The organism is Burkholderia sp. AU33545 (assembly GCF_020419685.1).
GTDB classification, from domain to species: Bacteria; Pseudomonadota; Gammaproteobacteria; order Burkholderiales; family Burkholderiaceae; genus Burkholderia; species Burkholderia diffusa.
Map to the genome: position 1 here is coordinate 148299 of NZ_JAIZRQ010000001.1, position 24049 is coordinate 172347.

22 protein-coding genes are annotated in these 24049 nt (G+C 68.3%); 2 read left to right on the top strand and 20 right to left on the bottom strand.

All coding sequences use genetic code 11. From position 1 onward, the window contains the following. Positions 1–8: 8 nt before the first annotated feature. The 8 genes from ruvB to LGM71_RS00730 form a co-directional block, all read right to left on the bottom strand. Positions 9–1076, bottom strand: coding sequence for a Holliday junction branch migration DNA helicase RuvB (gene ruvB / locus LGM71_RS00695; RefSeq protein ID WP_059608256.1), 1068 nt, complete (start codon positions 1074–1076; stop codon positions 9–11). Positions 1077–1184: 108 nt separating this feature from the next. Then, complete coding sequence (gene ruvA / locus LGM71_RS00700; protein ID WP_059451998.1) at positions 1185–1766, bottom strand: Holliday junction branch migration protein RuvA; 582 nt, start codon at positions 1764–1766, stop codon at positions 1185–1187. Between the two features lie 159 nt (positions 1767–1925). Continuing rightward, positions 1926–2468 (bottom strand): crossover junction endodeoxyribonuclease RuvC, encoded by a 543-nt coding sequence (ruvC, locus tag LGM71_RS00705; protein ID WP_151050012.1) that lies wholly within the window; start codon positions 2466–2468, stop codon positions 1926–1928. A gap of 151 nt (positions 2469–2619) precedes the next feature. Further along, entirely contained in the window at positions 2620–4185 is a 1566-nt protein-coding gene (purH, locus tag LGM71_RS00710; protein ID WP_059608257.1) for a bifunctional phosphoribosylaminoimidazolecarboxamide formyltransferase/IMP cyclohydrolase, read from the bottom strand. 44 nt (positions 4186–4229) lie between these two features. After that, the gene (locus tag LGM71_RS00715; RefSeq protein ID WP_006476892.1) at positions 4230–4463 is read right to left on the bottom strand and encodes a Fis family transcriptional regulator; all 234 of its coding nucleotides are present in this window, start codon (positions 4461–4463) and stop codon (positions 4230–4232) included. Beyond that, positions 4460–5527, bottom strand: a complete 1068-nt coding sequence (gene dusB, locus LGM71_RS00720; protein WP_006497523.1) for a tRNA dihydrouridine synthase DusB — start codon at positions 5525–5527, stop codon at positions 4460–4462. Before dusB ends, LGM71_RS00715 begins: the two co-directional genes overlap by 4 nt. Before the next feature lie 147 nt (positions 5528–5674). Beyond that, positions 5675–6862 (bottom strand): UbiH/UbiF/VisC/COQ6 family ubiquinone biosynthesis hydroxylase, encoded by a 1188-nt coding sequence (locus LGM71_RS00725; protein WP_124902696.1) that lies wholly within the window; start codon positions 6860–6862, stop codon positions 5675–5677. A 102-nt stretch (positions 6863–6964) separates the two neighbouring features. Further along, positions 6965–8362, bottom strand: a complete 1398-nt coding sequence (locus LGM71_RS00730; protein ID WP_226113536.1) for an aminopeptidase P N-terminal domain-containing protein — start codon at positions 8360–8362, stop codon at positions 6965–6967. A gap of 187 nt (positions 8363–8549) precedes the next feature. Between LGM71_RS00730 and LGM71_RS00735 the strand changes: the two genes are divergently transcribed. Next, on the top strand, positions 8550–9161 hold the full coding sequence (locus LGM71_RS00735; protein WP_226114233.1) for a glutathione S-transferase family protein: 612 nt from the start codon (positions 8550–8552) through the stop codon (positions 9159–9161). A gap of 94 nt (positions 9162–9255) precedes the next feature. Here LGM71_RS00735 and LGM71_RS00740 read toward each other — a convergent pair whose 3' ends face one another. The 4 genes from LGM71_RS00740 to LGM71_RS00755 all read right to left on the bottom strand — a co-directional run bounded on the left by LGM71_RS00740 (position 9256) and on the right by LGM71_RS00755 (position 13779). Further along, positions 9256–10875 carry an FMN-binding glutamate synthase family protein gene (locus LGM71_RS00740; RefSeq protein WP_124902692.1) on the bottom strand — a complete coding sequence of 540 codons (1620 nt, stop codon included), beginning with the start codon at positions 10873–10875 and terminating at the stop codon, positions 9256–9258. A 122-nt stretch (positions 10876–10997) separates the two neighbouring features. Continuing rightward, positions 10998–12161 carry a tRNA 2-thiouridine(34) synthase MnmA gene (mnmA, locus tag LGM71_RS00745; RefSeq protein ID WP_226113538.1) on the bottom strand — a complete coding sequence of 388 codons (1164 nt, stop codon included), beginning with the start codon at positions 12159–12161 and terminating at the stop codon, positions 10998–11000. Next, on the bottom strand, positions 12158–12667 hold the full coding sequence (locus LGM71_RS00750; protein ID WP_174912778.1) for an NUDIX hydrolase: 510 nt from the start codon (positions 12665–12667) through the stop codon (positions 12158–12160). The genes mnmA and LGM71_RS00750 overlap by 4 nt, the downstream gene beginning before the upstream one ends. Before the next feature lie 191 nt (positions 12668–12858). Beyond that, positions 12859–13779, bottom strand: a complete 921-nt coding sequence (locus LGM71_RS00755) for a LysR family transcriptional regulator (RefSeq protein ID WP_226113540.1) — start codon at positions 13777–13779, stop codon at positions 12859–12861. Between the two features lie 79 nt (positions 13780–13858). On the opposite strand from LGM71_RS00755, the gene LGM71_RS00760 reads away from it, so the two are divergent. After that, complete coding sequence (locus LGM71_RS00760; RefSeq protein WP_226113548.1) at positions 13859–14782, top strand: carbon-nitrogen hydrolase family protein; 924 nt, start codon at positions 13859–13861, stop codon at positions 14780–14782. 52 nt (positions 14783–14834) lie between these two features. On the opposite strand, the gene LGM71_RS00765 is transcribed toward LGM71_RS00760, so the two are convergent. From LGM71_RS00765 to LGM71_RS00800, 8 genes are all read right to left on the bottom strand, one after another. Beyond that, complete coding sequence (locus LGM71_RS00765) at positions 14835–15521, bottom strand: helix-turn-helix transcriptional regulator (RefSeq protein WP_059535356.1); 687 nt, start codon at positions 15519–15521, stop codon at positions 14835–14837. A 73-nt stretch (positions 15522–15594) separates the two neighbouring features. Further along, a complete protein-coding gene (locus LGM71_RS00770) occupies positions 15595–16011 on the bottom strand; it encodes a VOC family protein (RefSeq protein WP_124624883.1) in 417 nt (138 codons plus the stop codon). A gap of 291 nt (positions 16012–16302) precedes the next feature. Beyond that, positions 16303–17601: a THUMP domain-containing class I SAM-dependent RNA methyltransferase gene (locus tag LGM71_RS00775; RefSeq protein ID WP_059608267.1), complete on the bottom strand. Its 1299-nt coding sequence runs from the start codon at positions 17599–17601 to the stop codon at positions 16303–16305. Positions 17602–17767: 166 nt separating this feature from the next. Further along, positions 17768–19891, bottom strand: coding sequence for a site-specific recombinase (locus LGM71_RS00780; RefSeq protein WP_226113550.1), 2124 nt, complete (start codon positions 19889–19891; stop codon positions 17768–17770). Positions 19892–20395: 504 nt separating this feature from the next. Then, entirely contained in the window at positions 20396–21133 is a 738-nt protein-coding gene (locus LGM71_RS00785) for a membrane integrity-associated transporter subunit PqiC (RefSeq protein ID WP_124624893.1), read from the bottom strand. Continuing rightward, a complete protein-coding gene (locus tag LGM71_RS00790; RefSeq protein WP_124624895.1) occupies positions 21130–22749 on the bottom strand; it encodes an intermembrane transport protein PqiB in 1620 nt (539 codons plus the stop codon). The genes LGM71_RS00785 and LGM71_RS00790 overlap by 4 nt, the downstream gene beginning before the upstream one ends. After that, positions 22742–23371: a paraquat-inducible protein A gene (locus LGM71_RS00795; RefSeq protein WP_059608272.1), complete on the bottom strand. Its 630-nt coding sequence runs from the start codon at positions 23369–23371 to the stop codon at positions 22742–22744. Before LGM71_RS00795 ends, LGM71_RS00790 begins: the two co-directional genes overlap by 8 nt. Continuing rightward, positions 23368–24033 (bottom strand): paraquat-inducible protein A, encoded by a 666-nt coding sequence (locus LGM71_RS00800; protein ID WP_059608273.1) that lies wholly within the window; start codon positions 24031–24033, stop codon positions 23368–23370. The genes LGM71_RS00795 and LGM71_RS00800 overlap by 4 nt, the downstream gene beginning before the upstream one ends. Positions 24034–24049: the final 16 nt, after the last annotated feature.

Below are 24049 nucleotides of genomic sequence, written 5' to 3' on the forward strand. Positions count from 1 at the left end.
ACGGCGGGTTACTTCCCGTCGGCGGTATCCCACATCCCGCGTTCGGTCTTGCCGGCATCGGGCGCGGAGAGCCCGAAGTGGCGGTACGTGAGCAGCGTCGCGACGCGCCCGCGCGGCGTGCGCTGAAGGAAGCCCTGCTGGATCAGGTACGGTTCGAGCACGTCCTCGATCGTGTCGCGCTCCTCGCCGATCGCCGCCGCGAGGTTGTCGATACCGACCGGGCCGCCGTCGAACTTGTGCAGGATCGCCTCGAGCAGCTTGCGGTCCATCAGGTCGAAGCCGACCGGATCGACGTCGAGCATCGCGAGCGCGGCGTCGGCCACGGCCGCGGTGATCTGGCCGTCGGCCTTCACTTCCGCATAGTCGCGCACGCGGCGCAGCAGCCGGTTCGCGATCCGCGGCGTGCCGCGCGAGCGCTTCGCGATTTCCAGCGCGCCGTTCGGATCGATCTGCGCGTTCAGCAGCGACGCCGAGCGCCGCACGATGCGCGACAGTTGCTCGGCATTGTAGAACTCGAGGCGCGCAACGATCCCGAAGCGATCGCGCAGCGGGTTGGTCAGCATTCCCGCGCGGGTGGTTGCGCCGACCAGCGTGAACGGCTGCAGATCGAGCTTCACGCTGCGTGCGGCCGGTCCTTCGCCGATCATGATGTCGATCTGGTAATCCTCGAGTGCCGGATACAGGATTTCCTCGACGACCGGCGACAGCCGGTGGATTTCGTCGATGAACAGGACGTCGTTCGCTTCGAGGTTGGTCAGCAGCGCGGCGAGATCGCCCGCGCGCTCGAGCACGGGGCCCGACGTCTGGCGCAGGTTCACGCCCATCTCGCGCGCGATGATGTGCGCGAGGGTGGTCTTGCCGAGGCCTGGCGGCCCGAACAGCAGCACGTGATCGAGCGGCTCGGAGCGGCGCTTCGCGGCCTCGATGAAGATCTCGAGCTGGCCGCGCACCTTTTCCTGGCCGACGTAGTCGTCGAGCTGGCGCGGCCGCAGCGCGCGTTCGAACACCTCCTCGTGCGACGAGGCGGGCGTGGCGGCGATGATCCGCTCGGCGGCGAGTTTGTCGGTTTCAATCATGCGGCCATTGTACCGCGCGCGGTCACGCGGTCGAACTGGCCGAACGGCCGACTGGCGCGCGCCGCATGGCGGCGCGACACTGGCTGCGACAGCCGGTTCGGGCGGGTGTTACGCCTTCGACAATGCCTTGAGCGCGAGCTTGATGCCCTCGGACACGCCGGTGCCGGCCGGCACGTTCTTGATCGCGGCGAGGCCTTCCTTTTCCGAGTAGCCGAGCGCGAGCAGCGCGTTGAGGATGTCGGTCGCGTGATCGGACTGGGATGCGGCACCGGCGAGCGCACCGAGATCCGCGCCGAGCTTGCCCTTTAGCTCGAGCAGCAGGCGCTCGGCGGTCTTCTTGCCGATGCCGGGCAGGCGCGTGAGACGTGCGGCGTCCTGCATCGTCACTGCCTGCGCGAGCTCTTGCACGCTCATGCCGGACAGCACGGCCAGCGCCATGCGTGCGCCGATACCGGTGATCTTCAGCAGTTCGCGGAAGGTCGTGCGCTCCTGCGGCGTCAGGAAGCCGTACAGCAGGTGCGCGTCCTCGCGCACGATCTGCTGCGTGAGCAGCACGACGCGCTCGCCCGTTTGCGGCAGGTTGTAGAAGGTGCTCATCGGCACGTCGATCTCGTAGCCGACGCCGTTGCAGTCGACGAGCAGGTGGGGCGGGTTCTTTTCGAGCAGGATGCCGGCGATGCGACCGATCATGGATGGCGGGAAGCGAGAAAGAAAGCGCGAGTGTAGCGCAGGTGCGGCGCGATGCCGATGGGTTGGCCGTCAGGTTGGGGTGGCGATCAGGCGATCAGGCGGGTAGAGCGGTTGCAGGCGCAACGCGTGCATTGCGCCCTGGATGTGCGTGTCGTTGCGTCAGCCGACGAGCCGTCCGCGCCGCACCCGCAGTCCCTTTTTCGCGAGCGCTGGCGCGAGGCCGCTGATCGTGCCGAGCGTATTACCGCTGTGTGCATGGCAGATCGCCATCCCAAGCGCATCGGCCGCGTCGCTGCCGGGCTGGCCCGTGAGGTTGAGCAGCCGCGTGACCATCTCCTGCATCTGCGACTTGGTCGCGCGGCCGTAACCGACGACGGCCTGCTTCAGTTGCAGCGCGGTGTATTCGGCCACCGGCAAGCCGCCGGCGACGAGCCCGCAGATTGCGGCGCCGCGTGCCTGGCCGAGCAGCAGTGTCGACTGCGGGTTCACGTTGACGAACACCTGTTCGATCGCGGCCTGGTCGGGCGTGTGCTCGCGCACGAGCGTCGATACGCCCTGGAAGATCGTGCCGAGTCGGGTGGCCAGGTCGGCCGTTGGCGTGCGGATCACGCCGCTTGCGACATAGGCGAGCCGGTGGCCGCTGACGTCGATGATGCCGAAGCCGGTGACACGCAGGCCAGGGTCGATGCCGAGAATTCGCATGAGTGAGGAGAAAAACCTGATGCAGCGATACTACAACGAATGGTGTGCGGTGCCGGCCGCACGGTCGTGTACGTCGGCGCCGCGCAATAAAAAACCCGGCGGGTATGATGCCGCCGGGTTTGCATGCAGCGGCCGCGCGGGCCGCATGCGATCAGTGACGGAAGTGACGCACGCCCGTCAGGATCATCGCAATGCCGTGCTCGTCGGCCGCCGCGATCACTTCGTCGTCGCGCATCGAGCCGCCCGGCTGGATCACGCAGGTCGCGCCTGCCGCCACGACGACGTCGAGACCGTCGCGGAACGGGAAGAACGCATCCGACGCGACGGCCGAGCCGGCCAGCGTAAGGCCCGCGTTCTGTGCCTTGATGCTCGCGATGCGCGCGGAATCGACGCGGCTCATCTGGCCGGCGCCGACGCCGAGCGTCATGCCGTTGCCGCAGAACACGATCGCGTTCGACTTCACGTACTTCGCGACGCGCCATGCGAACAGCAGGTCGTCCATTTCCTTCGCGGTCGGTTGACGCTTCGTGACGACGCGCAGCTCGCTCGGCTGCACGTTCTTCGAATCGAGCGACTGCACGAGCAGGCCGCCGCCCACGCGTTTCAGGTCGAACGCGTTATGACCGTCGCCGAGCGCGATTTCGAGCAGGCGCACGTTCTGCTTCGCGGCGAACACCTGCTTCGCGGCGTCGGAGAACGACGGTGCGATCAGCACTTCGACGAACTGCTTCGCAACAGCCTGGGCAGCCGCTTCGTCGACTTCGCGGTTGAACGCGATGATGCCGCCGAAGGCCGAGGTCGGGTCGGTCTGGAATGCCTTCGCGTATGCGTCGGCCGAATCGTTGCCGACTGCGACGCCGCACGGGTTCGCATGCTTGATGATCACGCAGGCCGGTGCGTCGAACGTCTTCACGCATTCCCACGCAGCGTCCGAATCCGCGATGTTGTTGTACGAGAGTTCCTTGCCCTGCAGCTGGCGGTAGTTCGCGAGCGCGCCGGCCGGCGTCGCGAGATCGCGGTAGAACGCCGCGCTCTGGTGCGGGTTCTCGCCGTAGCGCAGGTCCTGGACCTTGTTGAACGCCATGTTCAGTGTTGCCGGGTACGCGCTGCGCGATGCGTGCTTCAGCTCGTCGGTCAGGCTCGTCAGGTAGTTCGTGATCGCGCCGTCGTATTGCGCGGTGTGCGCGAACACCTTCGTCGCGAGGCGGAAGTTGGTCGCGTAGCCGACCGCGTTGCCGTTCGCCTTCATTTCGTCGAGCACGACCGAGTAATCGGCCGGATCGACGACGACCGTCACGTCGCGGTGGTTCTTCGCGGCGGAGCGCAGCATCGTCGGGCCGCCGATGTCGATGTTCTCGATCGCGTCGGCGAGCGTGCAGTCGTCCTTCGCGATGGTCGCGACGAACGGGTACAGGTTCACGACGAGCAGGTCGATCGTCGGGATGCCGTGCTGTTCCAGCGCCTGCATGTGCTCGGGCAGGTCGCGGCGGGCCAGGATGCCGCCGTGCACCTTCGGGTGGAGCGTCTTCACGCGCCCATCGAGCATTTCCGGGAAGCCCGTGTAATCAGCCACTTCGGTAACGGGCAGGCCCGCGTCGGCGAGCAGTTTCGCGGTGCCGCCGGTCGACAGCAGCTTGACGCCGAGGTCGGACAGCGACTTCGCGAAGTCGACGATGCCGGTCTTGTCGGAAACGGAAATGAGCGCTTGCTTGATCATGATGGAACCACCAATAGCCAGGGAAACGGGGACGGGACGGCCGCCTACAGCAGGCCGTGCTGCTGCAGCTTCTTGCGCAGCGTATTGCGATTGATGCCGAGGTACTCCGCGGCGAGCGACTGGTTGCCGCCTGCCTGTACGAGCACGACCTCGAGCATCGGCTTTTCGACGCAGGACATCACCATTTCATAGACGTCGTGCGGATTGGAGCCGTCTAGATCCCGGAAATACACGTCCAGGCTCTCGCGGACACATTGTTCGATGTTGTGCTTGCTCATGCTGCTAACTGGTTATGGTCGTCCGACTCGCCCTGGCCGTTTTCCTCTTCGTCATCGACGTAGACGAGGTGGTCCGACAGCGCTTTTTGCGCCTCGAAGAATGCATTGACGGCGGCGAGCTGCTCGCGGGTGGAATCGAGCGTGTTCATCCTGTGCCGGAACCCGTTGGCACCGGAAAGGCCGCGAGTGTACCAGCCGATGTGCTTGCGCGCAGTACGGACGCCCGTGAATTCACCATAGAACGCGTAGTGGTCTTCCAGGTGTTCGTTCATCACGTGCTGGATCTCGTCGATCCGCGGCGGGGGCAGCAACTCGCCGGTTTGCAGGAAATGATCGATTTCACGGAACAGCCATGGCCGGCCTTGCGCGGCACGACCGATCATCAGTGCGTCGGCGCCGGTTGCGTCGAGCACGGCCTTCGCTTTCGCCGGCGACGTGATGTCGCCGTTCGCGACGACCGGGATGCGCACGGCCGCCTTCACGGCCGCGATGGTGTCGTACTCCGCGTCGCCGCGGTAGAGGTCGGCGCGCGTGCGGCCGTGCACGGTCAGCATCGAGATGCCGGCCGCCTCGGCGAGGCGCGCGACCGTGATCGCGTTCTTGTGCTCGCGATCCCAGCCGGTGCGGATCTTCAGCGTGACGGGCACCGCATCCGGCCCCGTGCCGACCGCCGCGACGACGGCCTCGACGATCCGCTGCACGAGCGGTTCATTCTGCAGCAGCGCGGAGCCGGCCGCGACGTTGCAGACCTTCTTCGCCGGGCAGCCCATGTTGATGTCGATGATCTGCGCGCCGTTGTCGACGTTGTAGCGGGCGGCTTCGGCCATCATCGCCGGATCGGCGCCGGCGATCTGCACCGCGATCGGCTCGACTTCGCCTTCGTGGTTCGCCCGCCGCATCGTCTTCGCGCTCTTCCACAGCTGCGCATTGGACGCGACCATCTCGGACACGGCGTATCCGGCCCCCAGCCGCTTGCACAGCTGGCGGAACGGGCGATCCGTCACCCCGGCCATCGGGGCGACGAACAGGTTGTTACGCAATACGTGAGGGCCGATAACGGGCATCGCAATGGCACCGCCCGCGAGCGCCAGGCGTCGCGGGCAAAAAAGGGCGGAGGGAAAACGCGCATTTTACCGTATTCCCATGCCCGGCCGATTTGACCCGGTTTGCACGGCGCTGATGGCGCGCAACGCGCGCCGCGCCGCCGCGCGTCAGTTGCGCTGGCCGAACATCATCTGGCGCGCGATCGCCTTCTTGAGCGGCGGTACGAATTCGAGCGCGGTGAGCGCCGCGCCGCGCAACAGCGGAATGGGGCCGCTGTCGACCGTGAACAGCCGCGCGAGCGTGTCGGTCGCGCCGATCGTGAAGCGCCGGTCGAGCGCACGCCGCGCGTTGAAGGTTGCGAGCGCGGTCGCTTCGAAGCCTTGCGTGGACAGCGCGTCGACGAGCGTATGCGCGTCGCGCAGCCCGAGGTTGAGCCCCTGGCCGGCGACCGGATGCAGCGTTTGCGCGGCGTTGCCGACGATCGCGATGCGCCCGTTGACGAGCGTTTGTGCCGCGTTCAGCCCGAGCGGGAACGATGCGCGCCCCGCGATCGCGACGAACTGCCCCATCCGCTCGCCGAAGGCAGCGCCGAGTTCGCGCAGGAACGCGTCGTCGGGAAGAGCGGCGCGGCGGGCCGCTTCGTCGGGCGTGCAGCACCACACGAGCGAATACTCGGCCTGGCGCGGGCCGCCGAGCGGCAGCAGCGCGAGCGGGCCTTCGTGCGTGAAGCGTTCCCATGCGACGTTCGGGCGCGGCGCCGAGACCGTGACCGTGCCGACGATCGCGGTCTGACCGTAGTCGCGGCGATGCTTGCCGGTATCGGCCTGCTGTTCGTGGAACAGCCCGCCTTCGGCGTTGACGACGATGCGCGCGCGCAGCGTGCGCTCGCCTTGCGGGCCGTCGAGTGTCAGCGTGACGCCGTCGGCGTCCTGTCGCGGCGTGCGTGCGGTGGTCGACGTGAGCCAGTCGACGCGCGTGCCGCGCACGGCCTGCGCGAGCGCCTGCACGATCGAGCCGTAGCGCACGACATAACCGAGCGCGGCGAGGTCGTGCTCGTCGCGGTCGATCAGCGTGCGGCCGAAATGGCCGCGCTGCGACACGTGGATGTGTTCGATCGGCGTCGCGTCGCCCGGCCATCCGAGCGTGTCGAGCAGCACGCGGCTGCCGTGCGATACGGCGATCGCGCGCGGGTCGTTCGCGCTCGCTGCCGGCTCGCGAGCGTCGATCAGCGCGATCGACGCGTGCTGCGTCGCGCTGCGTCGGCCGAGCCAGCCGGCGAGCGCGAGCCCGACGGGGCCCGCGCCGACGATGGCGAGATCGTAGTCCGGCGTGGCCGGGGAGGAAGCGGTCGTCATCAGTGTTCGTGAAACGGGGTAACGGTCAACAGCGGGTCAACAGCGGGTCAACGGCGAGTCAGCGGTGGCTCGACAGCGGGGCGATGGCAACCTGCGGCACGCTCACGCGCCGTGCGCCGCGCCCGCGCGCATCAGCGCCTCGATCTCGGCAGCCGCCACCGGCACGTCGCGTGTGATCAGCTCGCAACCGTGCTCGCGCACGATCGCGTCATCCTCGATGCGGATGCCGATGTTCCAGTATTCGGACGGTACGTCGTCGGCTGCCCGCACGTACAGGCCCGGCTCGACGGTAAGCGTCATGCCGGGTTTCAGCGTGCGCCACGGCAACGCGCCGTCGGCGTCGCGCGCGGCGAGCCGCTCGCGGTAGTCGCCGCAATCGTGCACGTCCATGCCGATCCAGTGGCCAGTGCGGTGCATGTAGAAGCGTGCGTATGCGCGCTCGGCGATCACGTCGTCGACGTTCGAGAAGCGCGTCTTCGGGATGATGCCCGTGTCGAGCAGCCCTTGCGCCAGCACGCGCACGGCCGCGTCGTGCGGTGCCTCGAACGGTACACCCGCGCGCGTCGCATCGATCGCAGCCTGCTGCGCGCCGAGCACGATGTCGTACAGCGTGCGCTGCGCGGGCGAGAAGCGCCCGTTGGCCGGAAACGTGCGCGTGATGTCCGACGCGTAGCCGTCGAGTTCGCACGCGGCATCGATCAGGATCAGATCGCCGTCTCGCGCGGTCGCGTTGCCGGCCGGGTAGTGCAGCACGCATGCGTTCGCGCCGGCCGCGACGATCGAGCCGTACGCGGGCGCCTGCGCGCCATGCTTGCGGAACGTGTACAGCAGCTCGGCCTCGAGTTCGTATTCGCGGATCCCCGGGCGGCACACCTGCATCGCGCGACGGTGCGCGAGCGCGGAGATGTGCGCGGCACGCATCATGATCGCGAGTTCGTGTTCGTCCTTCACGAGCCGCATGTCGTCGACGAGCGGCGTGAGGTCGAGCAGCGCGTCCGGCGCGGCGACACCCGTGCGCGCTTGCACGCGCACCGCATCGATCCAGCCGGCCAGCTGGCGGTCGAACTCGGCCGAGGCACCGAACCGGTAGTGCACGGTGCCCGCATCGGCGAGCAGGCGCGGCATTTCGGTGTCGATCACGTCGACCGCGTAGGCCGCGTCGAAGCCGAATGCATCGCGCGCGGCCTCGGGCCCGTAATGGAAACCTTCCCAGATCTCGCGATCGGCATTCTTCGCGCGGCAGAACAGGACCGATTCCGGTGCGCCGTGCGACCCGGCCGCGTTCAGCACGAGCATGGCATCCGGCTCGGTGAAGCCCGTCAGGTAGTAAAAGTAGCTGTCATGTCGGTACGGGAAGGCCGTATCGCGGTTGCGCAGCATTTCCGGCGCGGTGGGAACGATGGCGACGCCGCCGCCCGCTGCGCGCAGTGCGGCAAGCACGCGTTCACGGCGCTGGCGGTAGACGTCGACGGCGATGGCGGTATCGAGGGGCGCATTCATCGTGCGATTGTAGCGCCGCCGGACGCGGCGTGTGAGAGGCGCGGCGGCAAGCCGCGCCGGACGGGGCTCGGCGACGGTTGTTGCAAACCATCCACAGGCTGGACGGGCGATTTTCTGCCCGGCCACGCCGGCCGGTTATGATCGGCGACAACGTATACTCTCGGCGGTTCCCTTAAAAAGGCAGATGATGAAATTAATCGGTTCGCTCAGCAGCCCGTACGTCCGAAAGGCGCGAATCGTGCTTGCTGAAAAGAAGATCGACTACAAGCTGGAGCTCGAGAACGTGTGGGCGCCGGAGACGGACATTCATGCATCGAATCCGCTCGGCAAGGTCCCGTGTCTCGTGATGGAGGATGGTGCCGCGGTGTTCGATTCCCGCGTGATCTGCGAATACGTCGATACGCTGTCGCCGGTCGGCAAGCTGATTCCGCCGTCGGGGCGTGAGCGTGTCGAAGTGCGTTGCTGGGAAGCGCTGGGTGACGGCGTGCTCGACGCGGCCGTGGCAATTCGTCTCGAACACACGCTGCGAGACGAAGTGCAGCGCAGCGCGAGCTGGATCGCGCGCCAACAGCGCAAGATCGACGACGCGCTCGTCGCGATGTCGCAGGGCCTCGGCGGCAAGACGTGGTGCGTCGGTAATCATTACACGCTCGCCGACATCGCACTCGGCTGCGCGCTCGGCTACCTCGACTTCCGGATGCCCGAACTCGACTGGCGCGATCGCCATCCGAACCTCGACAAGCATTTCGTGAAGCTGTCGCAGCGGCAGACGTTCGTCGACACGCTGCCGCAAGGCTGACCGGCCGCCGGCGGCGAATCGGACAGACGAACGAAAGCGCCCCGCGGGGCGCTTTCGTTTTGGCGAGCCGCCTCCGGCGGCGGGCGATCGCGCGTTACTCGATCGACGTGTAAACGGTTTCGCCGAGCACGAACGAATCGCTGCGCGCGATCGGCCACCACTTGTCGTACAGCGTATAGCCGCAGGTCTGGCCGTCGAGCAGCGCGCCGGGCTTCAGGTATTTCAGCAACTGCGACATCAGCCGCACCTCGTGCGGCGCGACGCGCTGCACGATGTGATGCGCGCGCAGCTCGGACGGATGGCCCAGGCCGGCCGCCTGCACGAGTTCCTGCAGTGCATGCAGCGTATTGCGATGGAAGTTGTACACGCGCTCGGCCTTGTCGGGCACGACGATGGCGCGCTGGCGCACCGGGTCCTGCGTGGCGACGCCGGTCGGGCAGCGGTCGGTGTGGCAGTGCTGCGCCTGGATGCAGCCGACCGCGAACATGAAGCCACGCGCCGAATTCACCCAGTCCGCGCCGATCGCGAGCGTGCGCGCGATGTCGAACGCGGTGATGATCTTGCCGCTTGCGCCGATCTTCACGCGGTCGCGCACGCCGATCCCGACGAGCGTGTTGTGTACCAGCAGCAGCCCTTCCTGCAGCGGCACGCCGACATGGTCGGTAAATTCGAGCGGCGCGGCGCCGGTGCCGCCTTCCGCGCCGTCGACGACGATGAAGTCCGGCACGATGCCCGTCTCGATCATCGCCTTCGCGATCCCGAAGAATTCCCACGGATGGCCGATGCACAGCTTGAAGCCGGTCGGCTTGCCGCCCGACAGCGTGCGCAGCCGCTCGACGAATTCGAGCAGACCGCGCGGCGTCGAGAATTCCGAGTGCGTCGCGGGCGAGATGCAGTCCTTGCCCATCGGCACGCCGCGCGTCTCGGCGATCTCGGGCGTGATCTTCGCGGCCGGCAGCACGCCGCCGTGGCCCGGCTTCGCGCCTTGCGACAGCTTGATCTCGATCATCTTCACCTGCGGATCGGCGGCCTGCTTCGCGAACTTGTCCGGGTTGAACGTGCCGTCTTCGTTGCGGCAGCCGAAGTAGCCGGATGCGATTTCCCAGATGATGTCGCCGCCGTGCTCGCGGTGGTACTTCGACAGCGAGCCTTCGCCGGTGTCGTGCGCGAATCCGCCTTTCTTCGCGCCGAGGTTCAGCGAGCGGATCGCGTTCGCGGACAGCGAGCCGAAGCTCATCGCCGAGATGTTGAAGATCGAGATGTCGTACGGCTGCGCGCGGTTCGCGCCGACCCGGATGCGGAAGTCGTGGTTCGGCAGCTTCGTCGGCGCGAGCGAGTGGCTGATCCATTCGTGCGCGACGGCCTTCACGTTCAGCTCGGTGCCGTACGGGCGATTGTCGGCGACGTTCTTCGCGCGCTGATAGACGAGGCTGCGCTGCGCGCGGGAGAACGGCTTCTCGTCGGTGTCGTCCTCGACGAAATACTGGCGGATCTCGGGGCGGATGAACTCGAACAGGAAGCGGAAATGACCCCAGAGCGGGTAATTGCGCAGGATCGCGTGACGGTCCTGGTTCAGGTCATACAGGCCGAGGGCGACGAGGGCGACGGGGATGATGATCCACAGCCAGGAAAGCACGTGAATCGACGCGAGTGCGGCCACGGCAACGAGCAGCAGCACGGCGCACCACATTGCGAGGTAGCGTCTGGAAAGCATGGGGGGGGGCTCCGCAAGAATCTTGAAATGCCGCCATGCGTACGCTGCGCGGCGGCGCACCGGCCGCGACGGAATCGTGTTCCGCCGGGCGCGGCGTGCCGCAAGTCTAAACCGAATGGATGTCAGCGTGCTTCGGCGAGCGCGCCCGCGTGGGCTGCCGCCGGCACGGCCTGGCCGGGCTGGCCGGTGGCCGCGAACTCGATGATGCCGCCGCCGAGGCAGATCTCGCCGTCGTACAGCACGGCCGACTGGCCGGGCGTCACCGCCCACTGCGCGTCGTCGAACGCGAGCGAGAAGCGCTCGCCGTCGGCCCCGCCGAACGCGGCCCGGCCGAACCTGCAGGCCGCATCGGCTTGACGATAGCGCGTCTTCGCCCCGCACGAGAAGCCTTCGGCCGGCGGCTCGCCCGCGACCCAGCTCACGTTGCCGGCGACGAGCTCGCGCGACAGCAGCCACGGGTGGTCGTGGCCCTGCACGACGTACAGCGTGTTCGACGCGATGTCCTTCGCCGCGACGAACCACGGTTCGCCGCTGCCGTCCTTGCTGCCGCCGAGGCCGATGCCCTTGCGCTGGCCGAACGTGTAGAACGCGAGGCCGATGTGCTCGCCGACTACCTTGCCGTCGGGCGTCTTCATCGGGCCGGGCTTCGTCGGAAGATAGCGATTCAGGAAGTCGCGGAACGGCCGTTCGCCGATGAAGCAGATGCCGGTCGAGTCCTTCTTCTTCGCGTTCGGCAGGCCGATCTGCGCGGCGATCTCGCGCACCTTCGTCTTCGGGATCTCGCCGAGCGGGAACATCGTCTTCGACAGCTGCGCCTGGTTCAGCCGGTGCAGGAAGTAAGACTGGTCTTTCGTGTGATCGAAGGCCTTCAGCAGTTCGAAGCGACCGTCGCGCTCGCGCACGCGCGCGTAGTGGCCCGTCGCGATCATTTCCGCGTCGAGCGACATCGCGTGGTCGAGGAACGCCTTGAACTTGATCTCTGCGTTGCACAGCACGTCCGGGTTCGGCGTGCGGCCGGCCGAGTATTCGCGCAGGAATTCGGCGAACACGCGGTCCTTGTATTCGGCCGCGAAGTTCACGGCTTCCACGTCGATGCCGATCAGATCGGCCACCGACACCACGTCGATCCAGTCCTGGCGCGTCGAGCAGTATTCGCCGTCGTCGTCGTCTTCCCAGTTCTTCATGAACAGGCCGACCACGTCGTACCCCTGTTCCTTCAGCAGCCACGCGGTCACCGACGAATCGACGCCGCCCGACATGCCCACTACTACACGGCGCTTGCTCATTTGTTTACCGCCTGACGGTCGAATGCTTCCGGGCGCGGCGCGACCGAATGCGTGTGCACGAAATCGAGCGGAATGCGCCGCCCGGCGAGATAGTCGTCGACGCAGCGCATCACCGCCGGCGAGCGATGGCGCTCGCTGCACGCGCGCAGTTCGTCGGCGCTCATCCACAGCGTACGGACGATGCCGTCGTCGAGCATGTGGCCGGGCAGCGGCTCGCCGGCCGTGCCGCAGAACGTGAAGCGCAGATAGGTCGCGCCGGCGCTGCCGGGGCGGTCGTAGTGCGCGAGATAGACGCCGACGAGCGCGTCGGGTACGAACGGATGCGCGGTTTCCTCGAGCGTTTCGCGGATCACGGCGTCGGCGAGTGTCTCGCCGGCTTCGAGGTGGCCGGCCGGCTGGTTGATGCGCAGGCCCGTCGAGGTTTCTTCCTCGATCACGAGAAAGCGACCGGCGCGCTCGACGAGCGCCGCGACGGTCACATGCGGGGTCCAGATTTCGGGTTTCATGGTTCGGCATTTTACCGGTTGCGCCCGGACGCTGCCGGCCGTCTGGTTAGACGAATCCGACCCCGGTCGTTCTTTGCGGCGGCAACAGGTCTTCCCGATTGCCGCGACGCGCATCGGCGCCGCCCGCCTCGGCTGGCGGCCAGCCGGGGGCGGAAGGTCCGATCGTCACGAGTCGAATCGCGCCCCGTTTTTCACGGGGCGACGATCGTCGCGACGCAGGCGGCGATCGTATCCCGCACGCGCACGATCGCCGGGTCGCGCTGCGTGCTCGTGCGCCAGCCGATTTCCACCGGGTAGCCCGGCAGCTCGACCGGGCACGCGAGCGCGCGCAGCGACGTCGACTGCGCGATCGCGCGAGCCGCATGCGCCGGTATCGTGGCCACCGCGTCGGAGCCGGCGAGCAGGTACGGCAGCGCCGCGAAATGCGTGGTCGACGCCGCGACGCGCCGTTTGTGGCCGAGCGCGGCCAGGGCTTCGTCGACGATCCCGATCACGCCGCCCGACGACACGAGCAGGTGATCGCGCTGCACGAAATCGGCGAGCACGAGCGTGCGCGGCGCGTGCGCGCGGCCGGCCGGATCGATGAGGCATGCGTAGCCACCCGTCGCGACCGCGCGCCGGCTCAGGCCGTTCGCCGAGAACCCGCCCGACGCGATCGCGAGATCGACGCCGTGCCGCAGCAGCGCGTCGCCCGCGATACCGCTGTGCGTCTGCCGAAAGATCAGCCGGATGCCCGGGGCTTCGCGCGCGACTGCCTCGATCAGCGCGCGGCCGAGCGCGATCTCGAAGTCGTCCGACAGGCCGATCGAGATCGTACGGCCGACCCGTTCGCCGCCGTCGGCCGCGATCGCGAGGCTTGCGCGGCAGCGGTCGAGCGCATCGGAGAGGATCGGCTTCAGTTCGTCCGCGCGCGGCGTCGGCGCGAGCCCGCGGCCGGTGCGCACGAACAGCGGATCGGCGTAGATCACGCGTAGCCGCGCGAGCGCCGCACTTACCGCCGATTGCGTGAGGCCGAGCCGCAGCGCCGCGCGGCTCGCGCCGCCTTCCTCGTACAGCGCCTCGAACACCTTCAGCAGGTTCAGGTCGAGCCCGACGATATCATCCGTATTCATGTCAGTTATCGTTTTATCGATTTGATCGATGAAATGATATCGATAAAGATGGCGTCACCCACTCACTGGAGACGCTTTCATGTCCACCTCAGTTATCGCCGCGCTGCAGATCGGCGCATCGCCCGCCGGCACGCGCGCCACGCTCGACACGATCCTCGGCTACGAAGCCGCGATCCGCGACAGCGGCGCGTCGCTCGTCGTGCTGCCAGAGGCCGTGCTCGGCGGCTATCCGAAGGGCGAGATCTTCGGCACGCGGCTCGGCTACCGGCTGCCCGAGGGCCGCGACGCGTATGCGCGCTATGCCGCGCAGGCGATCGACGTGCCGGGCCCCGAAACCGACGAACTGGCCGCGCTGTCGCAGCGCACGGGCGCGAGCCTGGTGATCGGCGTGATCGAGCGCGGCGGCAGCACGCTGTACTGCACGGCGCTGTTCTTCGATCCGCGCGACGGGCTCGTCGCGAAGCACCGCAAGCTGATGCCGACCGGCACCGAGCGGCTGATCTGGGGGCAGGGCGATGGCTCGACACTGCCGGTGGTCGACACGGCCGCGGGCCGTGCGGGCGCCGCGATCTGCTGGGAGAACCACATGCCGCTCCTGCGCTTCGCGATGTATGCGAAAGGCGTGCAGATCTGGTGCGCGCCGACCGTCGACGAGCGTGACCTGTGGCAAAGCTCGATGCGGCACATCGCACACGAAGGGCGCTGCTTCGTCGTGAGCGCCTGCCAGGTGCAGCCGTCGCCGCGTGCGCTCGGCATCGACGTGCCGGGCTGGGATCCCGAGCGGCCGCTGATCCGCGGCGGCAGCGTGATCGTCGGGCCGCTCGGCGACCTGCTGACGGAGCCGCTGATCGGCGAGGCCGGGCTCGTGACCGCGCGCATCGATACGGACGAGCTCGTGCGTGCGCGTTACGACTTCGACGTGGTCGGACACTATGCGCGCCCCGACGTGTTTTCGCTGCACGTCGACGAGCGGCCGAAGCGGTCAGTCGTGTTCGGGGAATGACGGGCGTTGCCGGGGCGCGGCCGCCCCGGCATGCGAATGGCGGCGGCGCGCGTCAGCGCATCGGCGCTTCCGCGATCCGCATGTAGTCGGCGATGCGCCGGCCTTCCATGTCCGGAAACTGCTCGTGCACGGTGATGTCGCCCATCCGCGCGATGTCGAAGGTGCGGAAGTCGTCGCGCAGCTCGCACCACGCGCCGATCGTCCAGCGTCCGCCCCAGTAGACGAGCCCGAGCGGCCACACGCGGCGCTTCGTGTGCGCGCCGAGCCGGTCGCGGTAGTCGAAGCTGACGATGTGATGCGTGTCGACCGCCTGGTGGATCGCGTCGACCTTTGCGCAGAATGTCTCGTCGATGTGGAACGAGGGCGCGAACACCGGCAGGCGATCGAGCGCGGTGCGCTTGTCGGCCGGCATCGCCGACGCGATCTTCGCGAGCGCCGAACGTGCGCCGCCCGCGAAGCGCGCGCCGCCCCAGGTCTCGAGCATCCGCGCGCCGGCCGCGAGTGCCGCGAGCTCCTCGGCGGTGAACGTGAGCGGCGGCAGGCTCGCGTTGCGGTTCAGCCGGTAGCCGATGCCGGCTTCGCCTTCGATCGGCACCCCTGACAGTTGCAGGTCGCGCACGTCGCGATAGACCGTGCGCGGCGACACCGACAGCCAGTCGGCGAGCTGCTGCGCGGTCGTGAGACGACGCCCGCGCAGCAGCTCGGCGATCTGGAACAGGCGGTCGGCACGGCGCGTCATGGCTGAACCTCGACTCCAACGGCTACGGGGACTTCGCGATGATAGCGCCGCGCCGGCCGGATCGTGGACGCGCTCAGTGGCATTTCGGTGCGTGCAGGCCGACGCGGTTGCCTTCGGTATCGATCAGGTAGCCGATGTAGCCGTAGTTGTTCGGCAACTCGACGACCGAGCCCTGTACGACGCCGCCCGCGCGTTTCGCGCGTTCGAGCGCCGCGACGACCGATTCGCCGGCGTTCAGGTACACGAGCACGCCGTTGGCGCTCGGCTTCATCTGCTGCGGATCGAACACGATGCTGCCGCCCGTGCTCGACGCTTCGTGATCGAACACGGCCATCGGCACGCCGCCGATGACTTCGCGTTGCAGCGTCGTCTGCAGCACGGTTTCGTAGAAACGGATCGCCCGGTCGAAATCGAGGGACGGGATGTCGAACCACGCGATCGCGCGTTCCAGGGTTGCGGTTTCGGTTGCTGCTGCAGTTGCGGACGTCATGACGAGCTCCTTGTTGTTCGGGTTCTTGATGGAAACCAGCCTTGCATTGCGCCGGGATTGCAGTGTGATCGGGTGCTGCTGACAGCGTGCTGTCAGTAGTCGTGGCGGTGCTGACAAAAGGGGGACCTGACGGCTTTGGCGGGTAAGGGCGGTGCGGGAACCGCATCGGCGCGCGGGTGGCGGCGCCGCACGCGGGCACCGCCCGCGTGGGGGCGGTGGAAAGAAAAACGCCCGGCTCAGGCCGGGCGTCGTCTGGGTGTCAGCAGGCGGCCGCGGCGGCCGTCTCGCGTGTCAGGCGTCGCCTTCCGGCGCGGCGGGGCGTGCCTTCACGCTGCCGGCGATCAGGTCGAAGCGGAACAACCGGCATTCGAGCGCGCCGTTGAACAGCGGCGTCTTCGCCGATTCGCGCAGGCGCAGCAGCCCCGGCAGCGATCGGTCCGACGTCAGCAGGAACGCCTGCCAGCCCGTGAAGCGCTGCTTGAGCGCATCGCCGAGCGCGTTGAAGAATTCGCTGTCCGGTGCATCGGTGTGCGTGCGGCGGAATGCGTCGTCGTTGCCGCGGTTGCGGCCCGTCTCGCGCACCTCGCCGCGCGCGCTGCGGCCGCGCACCTCGATCCGCTCGCCGTACGGCGGGTTCGCGAGAATGATGCCCGGGCCGTCGCACGGCGGCGTCATCCCGCGCGCGTCGACCTGCTTGAGCCACACCGACGGCACGCCCGCACGCTCGAGGTTTGCGCGCGCCTTCTCGAGCATGTCGCCCGAGATGTCGCTGCCGTACACGCCGAGCGAATCGCGCTTGCCGCGCGCCGCGCGCTTCGCGTCGAGCGCCGCGACCTTCAGGCCCTGCCATGCGGTGATGTCGTACTGCTTGAGCTTTTCGAAGCCGAACCGGCGCTCGACGCCCGGTGCGACGCCGAGCGCGATCTGCGCGGCTTCCGCGAGGAAGGTGCCGCTGCCGCACATCGGGTCATACAGCGGCGTGCCGGGCGTCCAGCCCGTCAGGCGCAAGATGCCGGCCGCGAGGTTCTCGCGCAGCGGCGCTGCGCCCTTGTCGAGGCGCCAGCCGCGCTTGAACAGCGGCTCGCCCGACGTATCGAGGTACAGCGTGCACTCGTTGGCCGTCAGGAACGCGAACACGCGTACGTCCGGCGCGCCGGTGTCGATGCTCGGGCGTGCGCCGGTCTTGTCGCGCATCCGGTCGCAGATCGCGTCCTTCACGCGCAGCGTCGCGAATTCGAGGCTCTTCAGCGGCGACTTGATCGCGGTGATGTCGACGCGCAGCGTCTGCGTCGATGCGAACCAGCGCTCCCATGGCTGCTCGAGCGCCAGCGCGTAGACGTCCTGTTCGTTGCGGTACGGGCGGTGCGCGATCTTCAGCAGGATCCGGCTCGCGATTCGCGAATGGAGGTTTGCGGCCATGCCGGCGGTCCAGCCGCCGCGGAAATGAACGCCGCCCGGCACCTGCGCGCCCGCGGTGAACGGCGCGCCGTCCAGATGTCGGCCGGCGATTTCGGCCAGCTCGGCGGCAAGCGCCGCTTCGAGGCCGCGCGGGCAGGGAGCGAAGAATTCGTACAGGGTGGGCGAGGACATAAGGCGGGTGAGGACGTGCAAAAGTCCACTATTGTACGCGGCGCGGGCGGCCGGAGCCGGCGTTGCATCCGATTCGGCGCGCCGGTGCCGGTGCGCCGGGCCCGACGGCGAGCCGGCAGGCCCGCGCGGCGACGCCCGCCTCGGGCTGCGCGCCGCCGTCGGACGGTCAGTGAGCGCCTGGCTGGCCGGCCCGCGCGGCCGGTGCGCCGGCCGGCCAGAACAGCGCGGACGGCTTCGACAGCACCGTGCGGACGATCGCGCCGACCAGCGCGCGCACCTTGGTGCGGCGCAGGCTGCGCGAGCGCACGGCCATCGTGAATGCGAGCGCGAAGCTCACGAGCACGTTGAGGATCGCCATGCTCAGGACGCCGGCGCAGGCCCACCACAGCTCGGGCGTGCCGAGCGCGCCCTTGCCGAGCACGCCGAGCGCGATCCCGATCGACCCGGCCGACAGCGTCACGTGGCGCACCTCGAACGGGAACAGGAACACGGTGACGATCGCCGGGATCAGGCCGAGCATCAGGCCGAGACCCACGTTGGCGACGACGCCCGCGACGTTCGAGCGACAGAAGTGCGCGAGTTTCGCGGCACCCGACGCGCCGAGCGTGAGCCGCAGCCGCCGGTTGTACGTGAGCGCGTCGCCGACCCGATGCAGCACGAACCAGTTGTCGGCCCAGCCCGCGAGCAGGCTCGACGCCCACAGCAGCACGCCCGTGAGCGCCGCATAGAATGGCGTCGGGCCCAGCAGCGAGAACGAATGCAGCGTCGCGTGCGCCTTCTCCGGCGAGATCAGGTTTGCGTGCAGCAGGTTGCCGGCGAACAGCTGCACGAGCAGGCACACGGGCAGCACGACGAGCACGTTGCCGGAAATCGCCGCGGCCTGCGTGCGGATCAGCGCGATCACCGACGCGACGAACGCCTTCACGCCTTCCTCGTGGCCGGTGTCGTCGAGCTCGCGCGCGAGCGTCGGCGCGGTCATCGCGGGCTGCTTGGTCGCGAGCGTGAAATGCAGGAAGTGCATCAGCATGAAGCTCGCCGCGTAGTTGACGCCCGCGAGCAACCCTTCGAGCATCGACTGCAGGTGCGCGCCGGTGATCGCGAACTTCACGCACACGGTCACGACGGTGACGAGCCCGCCGCCCGCGGCCATCCGCAGCATCTTCAGGTACTCGGCGCGGCCGCGCGAGATGTAGTGCTCGCCGGTGTCCGCGTTGGTCTCGACGAGCTTGCGCGCGAACAGCGAGAAGTTGCTGCGCATGAGGTGTGACACGCTCTGGCTGTTCTGGTTCGCGTCGACGAGTTCGGCCGTCAGGCGCGCCATCCCGCGCAGGTCGTCGCGTGCCATCCACGCGTTGAGCAGCATTTCCGCGCGCAGGATGCGCATGCGCATCCGTTCGACCTGGAACACGATGTCGACCGATACGCCGTTGCGGTACAGGTGCGCGAACACATCGTCGACGGCGATCCGGCATTCGTCGAGCAGCACGCGCAGGTAGTTCACCTCATGAAGCAGCTTGCTCGGGTCGCCGCCGTCCTCCACGGCCGTGTGCGCGGTCTCGACCGCGAGCATCGCGCGCGTGAGCCGATAGAACGGCTGCGTTTCGAGCGGCTTGCGCGCGTCGTCGTCGGACAGGCGGCTGCGCACCGTCTGCGACAGGCCGGTCGAGCTGATCTGGCAGGTCAGGTTGTGCAGCGCGGCCAGCAGGTCGCGCGAGAACGAGCCGGGCTCGTGGCGCTCTTCGTCGGTGACGTCGAACGAGAACAGCTCGGCGAGGCGCGCGAGCAGGTCATCGGGCAGCGCGTCGATCCATTGGGCGTCCCCGGGTGCCGGGAACATCAGCGTGAACAGCGCCGTCAGTTCGCGGCGGTTCGGCGCGGGCGGGATCAGCGACGCGTCGATGCGCTCGAACAGCGCGCCGAAGAAGCCGGAATGCACGGGCATCCCCGCGTCGCACAGCAGCGAGATGCCGTCGCATTCGCGCAGAATCCCGCGCAGGATGCGCGCGGCGTGCGATTTCCATGCGGGATTGCGGTCGAGCACGTGGAACAGGTAGCGCAGCCGCGCGTGCGCCGGATACGCGCGCGCGTCGGCGTCGCGTTCGGCCGGCGTGTCGTGCGCGACCTGCATCGCGCCGTTGCGGCGCAGCCAGTGCGCGAGCTCGATCAGCCATTCGCTGCGTTCGGCGTACGACGCCTCCGCGTCGGCATGCGCAAGCAGCGCATCGAGCTGGTGGCCCGCATTGCGCGACGCGCGCCACTTCTTGATCAGGGTCGTCAGGGAACGAAACATAAACGGAATAGCGAAAGCCCTGGACGGGCGGGTTCGGGATGCCGGCCGGAACAGGGCGCGGCGCCGGGGAGAACGGTGAGGCTGGTCGGGGGCGCGGACGATGCGCGGCGACCCGCGATGCGGCTGCCCCGGCGCGGACCACGCGGATCGCATGCGCGCCCCGACAGACGCGGCGATCGGACCGGATACCACTGGCGGATCGCCGCCGGCGTGCGCGCGCGACGAGCGGCGCGAGTCGGAAAGTGCGTAGGATCGTCAATCGGGCGCGAAAACGCAAGCCGACCGCGTTGCATGGTGCCGGTTCCGGCGGATTTTGACAAACAATGCAAAGCCGCCGTCCGGCCGATGGATGCCGAGCGGCGCGGGCAGTGGCGGCGAGGGCGGCAGGTTCGCGTGCGCGGTTGCATGCGCACGCGGATCGATGCCGACGACGACTATCGGGCGGCGTGTGCCGAGTGCAGCCGTACCGCGCGCATGCATCGGCCGCCGGCCCGCGCGTCGCGCTTACGCGCCGGACTTGCCCGTCGCGCCGGCATCGTTGCCGGGCATCGGACTGGCCGGGCAAGGCACGGCGGGCGCGGCGGCCGTTGCCTTGCCGGACGCGGTCGTCGAGGTGACCGACGCAGCCGCGGCTCCGCGCCGCGCGGCCATGGCGCGCACGCCGGACGCGGCCTGCGATGCGATCACGTCGAGCGCGCGCCGGTGGCCCGCGACGAGCGCGTCGTAGCCGTCGGCGACCGGTTCCGCGACGCTCGTGCGACACGTCATCACGGCCTGCGTGCCGAGCGCGCGCACGCTCCACACCGCATCGATCGCCGCGCGTTTGCCGGGCCACGACTCGAAGCGCTGCACGTTCACGCTGATCCGATAGACGGGCACGCCGGCCGGATACGCGGAATTCGCGACGTCGATCGTGCCGAGCTGCGCGGCGAGGTCGTCGGACAACGCGCGGCGGATTTCGTCGGCGGGCGGCGCGGCCCAGCGCTCCTGTTCGAGCACGTCGACCTGCGCGGCGTTCTTCTGCACGACGAGCTGGTTCTTCGCGACCTGCTCGGGCACGCCGACGGACGGCACCTCGATCAGGAACGACGGGTTGGCGGGCGCGGTACGCACGGGCGCGGCCGCGTCGGCCGGGCTCAGCGTATAGAACCGCGCGGGCGGCGAGCTGCACGCGGCGAGCGCAAGCGCGGCGAAGACTGCCGCCGCGCCGCTCGCGACGATGTTCGCGCGTGTCGTCGTCATTGTTGATCTCCTGGCTTGCCCTTGAGCAGCGATTCGGGATGGCGCTCCAGATAGTCGGCGAGCGCGTTCAGCGATTGCAGCGTGCGCGTGAGTTCCTTCAGTGCGCCGCGCACGTCGGACTGCAGCGGCGAATCCTGCTGCAGCGTCGCCTCGGCGGTCGAGAAGGTCTGCTTCGCGGCCGACAGCGTGTCGCGCGCTTCCGGAGCGACCTGCGTGTCGAGCTGCTTGAAGAGCTTGTCGGCGTTCGACAGCGCGCTGTTCAGGTTCGCGCCGATCTGGTCGAACGGCACCTTGTCGAGCTTCTTCGCGATGTCGGCGACCTGCAGCTGCAGTTCGTCGAGCGTGTTCGGCACGGTCGGCAGCTCGAGCGGCTGGCGTGCCGCGTCGATCTCCACGACCGGTGCCTTCGGGAAGAAGTCGAGCGCGACATAAAGCTGGCTCGTCAGCAGGTTGCCGGTGCGCAGCTGGCCGCGCAGCCCGTGCCTGACGAGGCGCGTGACGATCTCGCGGCGGGCCGGTTCGCCCTTGCTCTCGATCGTTTCGCGGAAGCGCGGGCCGAGCCGCTCCGGATACACGTTCATCGTCACCGGCATCAGGAAGTTCTTGGTCTTCGGATCGAAGTCGATGCCGATGTTCGTCACTTCGCCGAGCACGATGCCGCGGAAGTCGACCGGCGCGCCTACTGCGAGCCCGCGCAGCGACTGGTTGAAGTTCATCACGACCTGCAGCGGCTGGCCGTCCGGATCGCGCATCGCGTCCGTCTCGTCGGAGCCGAGGCGGAAGGTCGTGTTGTTCGGCGCCGTCGCGCCGCTGTCCTGGTTCGGCGGCGTCTGGAACGCGATGCCGCCGAGGATCACGGTCGCCAGCGACTGCGTGTTCAGCTTCAGGCCGCTCGAATCGAGCCGCAGGTCGACGCCGCTCGCCTGCCACCAGCGCGAGTTCACGCCGACGTACTGGTCGTACGGCGCGTTGACGAACACGTTGAACGTGACGCCCGTGCCGTCCTTGTCGAGCGAGAAGCCGACCACCTGGCCGACCTGCACGCGGCGGTAGTAGACGGGCGAGCCGATGTCGACCGAGCCGAGGGAATCGCCGCGCAGCACGTATTGCGTGCCCTTCTGGTCGCCGGTCACGGCCGGCGGCGTCTCGAGGCCGGTGAAGTCGGTCTGCGTGTCCTGCCCGTGGCCGGCATCGACGCCGATGTACGCGCCCGACAGCAGCGTGCCGAGCCCCGACACGCCGGTCGCGCCGACGCGCGGACGCACGATCCAGAAGCGCGAACCCTTGACCGCGAAGTCCTCGGCTTCCTTCTTCAGCTGCACCTGGACGAGCACGCGCGACAGGTCCTTCGACAGCTTGATCGTCTTGACCATGCCGATCTCGACGTCCTTGTACTTGACCTGCGTCTTGCCCGGCTCGAGCCCTTCCGCGCTGTGGAAGCTGATCGAGATTTCCGGGCCGCGTTCGCGCACGGACTTGATCACGAGGCCGATACCGATCAGCGCGGCGATCAGCGGCACGAGCCAGACGAGCGACGGCAGCCAGCCGCTTTTCGTCGAGATCGCCGGATCGGGCGGCCGGGACGCGTCTTGCTGCGGGCCTTGCGGACTATTCATGGTGTTTCCCTGAGGTTTCGACTGGATCCCAGATCAGGCGGGGATCGAACTGCATCGACGCGAGCATCGTCAGGATCACGACCGAGCCGAACGCGAGCGCGCCGGGGCCGGCCGTGATGACGGCGAGCGAACGGAAATGGACGAGCGCGACGGTGAGCGTCACGACGAAGATGTCGAGCATCGACCAGCGGCCGATCCGCTCGACGATCCGGTACAGGCGCGTGCGCTGCAGCGGCCGCCACACGGTGCGCCGCTGCGCGGTGCCGACGAGGATCGTCAGCACGCCGAGCTTGAGCATCGGCACGAGGATGCTGGCGACGAATACGACGACCGCGAGCGGCCAGTCGCCGGACGTCCAGAAATAGATGACGCCGCTCATGATCGTGTCCTCCTGCGAGCCGACGATCGACGACGTGCGCATGATCGGCAGCAGGTTCGCCGGAATATAGAGGATCGCGGCCGCGATCAGCAGCGCCCAGGTGCGCGTGATGCTGTTCGGCGTGCGGAAGTGAAGCGTGCTGCCGCAGCGCGCGCAATGCGCGTGCGGATGGTCGATCGTCTGCACGAGCCCGCATGCGTGGCAGCTGGCGTAGCCCTCGCGGGCGGCGGTCGGCATCGTCATTGGCGGGGCGCTTGCGGCGGCGAAGCGGTGCCGTCGGGCGTGGCGGGCGTGCGCCCGGCGCGCAGGTCGTCGGCGATGTCCCACAGCGTGCGTGGATCGAACATCAGCACGACGGCGGTCATCAGCGTGAGCGCGCCGAACGCGAACAGCGCCGCGTCGGGCACGACGCGCGCGAGGCTCACCATCTTCACGATCGTCACGACGATCCCGAGCATGAACACCTCGATCATCCCCCACGGCCGCACGAGCTGGATCGTGCGCAGCACGAAATTGAGGCCCGGCGGCACGACGCCACGCCGGATCGGCAGCAGCACGTACAGCAGTGCGGCCATCTCGACGAGCGGGAACAGCACGGTCGAGCAGAACACCATCACGCCGACGATCTCCATGTCCTGATGCCACAGCGCGTCGATCGCGCCGATCAGTGTCGTCTGCACGCGGGTGCCGTTCAGGTCCATTTCGAGGATCGGGAACGCCTGCGCGATGACGAACGTGACGAGTGCCGCGACCGCAAGCGCGCTGATGCGCTCGATCTGCGTGGTGCTGTTGCGATAGAGCAGTGCGTCGCAGCGCGGGCAGCGCGCGATTTCGCGACCGCTCAGGCGCGGTTTATGCAACAGTGCGTCGCATTCGTGGCAGGCAATCAGGTCGTGTCGTTGCATGGAAAAGGCAGTTGTG